This is a genomic window from Staphylococcus sp. EG-SA-2 (genome assembly GCF_017152085.1).
In genome coordinates this window covers 1-2109 of the sequence record NZ_JACYHC010000660.1, presented here as the reverse complement: position 1 = coordinate 2109, position 2109 = coordinate 1, and the positions used below count along the sequence as shown (strand labels likewise).

1 protein-coding gene is annotated in these 2109 nt (G+C 33.7%); it reads right to left on the bottom strand.

Translation table 11 applies throughout. The annotated features are described in order from the left end of the window. Positions 1-179 precede the first annotated feature (179 nt). Positions 180-2081: a staphylocoagulase gene (gene coa, locus IDG60_RS11900; RefSeq protein ID WP_206160733.1), complete on the bottom strand. Its 1902-nt coding sequence runs from the start codon at positions 2079-2081 to the stop codon at positions 180-182. Positions 2082-2109: the final 28 nt, after the last annotated feature.

The window sequence follows — 2109 nt, the reverse complement described above, 5'->3', positions numbered from 1 at the left end:
GGTTAGTAATATATTAGGTCATGTTATGTTTAAGACTATAATGAATAAATAATTTAGAAATATGCTTCCGATTGTTCGATGCTTTAATTCAGTTAGAAGCATCATAGAATGCATGATTACTGTTGTAAAGATACGTAATGTTTTGTATTGACTGTATGTCTTTGGATAGAGTTACAAACTTATTTTGTTACTCTAGGCCCATATGTCGCAGTACCATCTGCATGTGTTGTTACATTGTATGCATTTGTTTTACTTGGCTTCTTGTATGTCGGGCGAGCTCCGTATGACACTTGACCGTTTGCGTGTGTTGTTACGTTATATGCATTTGTTTTGCTTGGCTTGTTTTGTGTCGGGCGAGCTCCGTATGATACTTGACCATTTGCATGTGTTGTTACGTTATATGCATTTGTTTTGCTTGGCTTGTTTTGTGTCGGGCGAGCGCCATATGATACTTGACGATTTGCATGTGTTGTTACGTTGTATGCATTTGTTTTGCTTGGTTTGTTTTGTGTTGGGCGAGCGCCATATGTTACTGTGCCATCTTGATTTGTCGTTATGTTGTATGCGTTTGTTTCTGATGGCTTATTGAATCTTGGTCTCGCTTCATATCCAAATGTTCCATCGTTGTATTCACGGATACCTGTACCAGCATCTCTATATTTAACATATTTAGGTGTTTTGTTAAATTGAGGTCTTGCTGGATAATGTGATGCTTCTGTTGTTTCAGATGCTTGAGGTTTAACTTCAATATCACTTGATTCTCCTTGAGTACCTTTTAACGTTGATTCAGTACCTTGTGGTTTTATTTCAAGTTTAGATGAGCTACCTTCAAGACCTTCTAAAATAGGGTTCGGTGTCGTCGGTTGAGTATAATTATCGCTTAAAGATGGTCTGTTTTGTTCCATTGTTGGGAAATCTGGACCTTGAACGATTTCACCTTGTAACGTTTTATTTTCCATCGTTGGATATTCCGGACCTTTTACAATTTCACCTGTAATTGTGCCCTGTGGAATTTTAACTAATGGCTGTGCCACTGGTTGTGTTGTTTCTTCAGCTTTATCAACTGTAATTTTAACCTCTTGTTGGTTATCAAATTTAGGTGATTGAGGTTCTTCAACTTTCTTCTCTTCTTTTACAACTGGAGATTTTGTTACAGTTTCCTCGTATTTTTTGACAGTTTTATTTTTCCAAGATTCGTCAGCCTTTGCAACCGCTTCTCTTGTTTCTTTAACTAGAGCATCAAATCCATCTTTATGTTTATGGTAATCATGTTTAGTTCCATCATACCTAGTAATGTGTTTAGGTCTATTCAACTTGGTTTCAATGAAGAAATCATCAATAATAGATTCTAAATCTTTAATCATTTCTTTTTCAGTACGTTGATTCGTAACTCTAATTGGATCTTTTTCATCACCTAAAATCAAATCAATTTTCGCCCTAAGATTTAATGCTTCTGTTTTATGTTGTGCATCTGTAACGTAGGCAAAATATACACTATATGCTTGATCAACAAGTGAATCTATTTTACCATATGCTGTTCTTTCTTCGCTTTCAGAATATGGTTTTAAATCTGGATTCTCTGATTCAATTTTCTTTACTTCTAACTTAAAGTTATCCAATGCTTTTGTTAATAATTTTGATAAGTCATTGTATTCTTCCATAGTTAAATCGCCAAGATCGTATTTATCAAATGCTTTCATTTTAACTTGAGTATTAGGATTCTCTTTTTTGTATTTTTTATATAGTTCTTTATAAATTTCGTATTTTTCTTTTTTTCTTTCTAGCAGGTATTGGTCTTCCTCTAAAACTCTAGTTTTTAATTTATCTACTGCATCTTTATATTCTTTTTCTGCATATTTATGCTGATCCAGTAAATGAAAAATATTGTAAAACTGGTTTTCTAGATTTTCAATTATTCCCCAATAATATCCATCTGCAATTTGTTTCCCATTTTTACTCCCAGCATTAACTTGTGATTTCCCACTATAATCCTTTGTTACTATCGCATCTGCTTTGTTATCCCATGTAAATAAGCTAGATGCAACTGCTAATGCGCCTAGCGAAATTATTTGCTTTTTCATAATTTTTTAATTCCTCCAAAATGTAATT

Excerpts from the sequence above, each read along its gene's own strand:
- coa (WP_206160733.1), bottom strand. The coding sequence starts at position 2,081 with ATGAAAAAGCAAATAATTTCGCTAGGCGCATTAGCAGTTGCATCTAGC.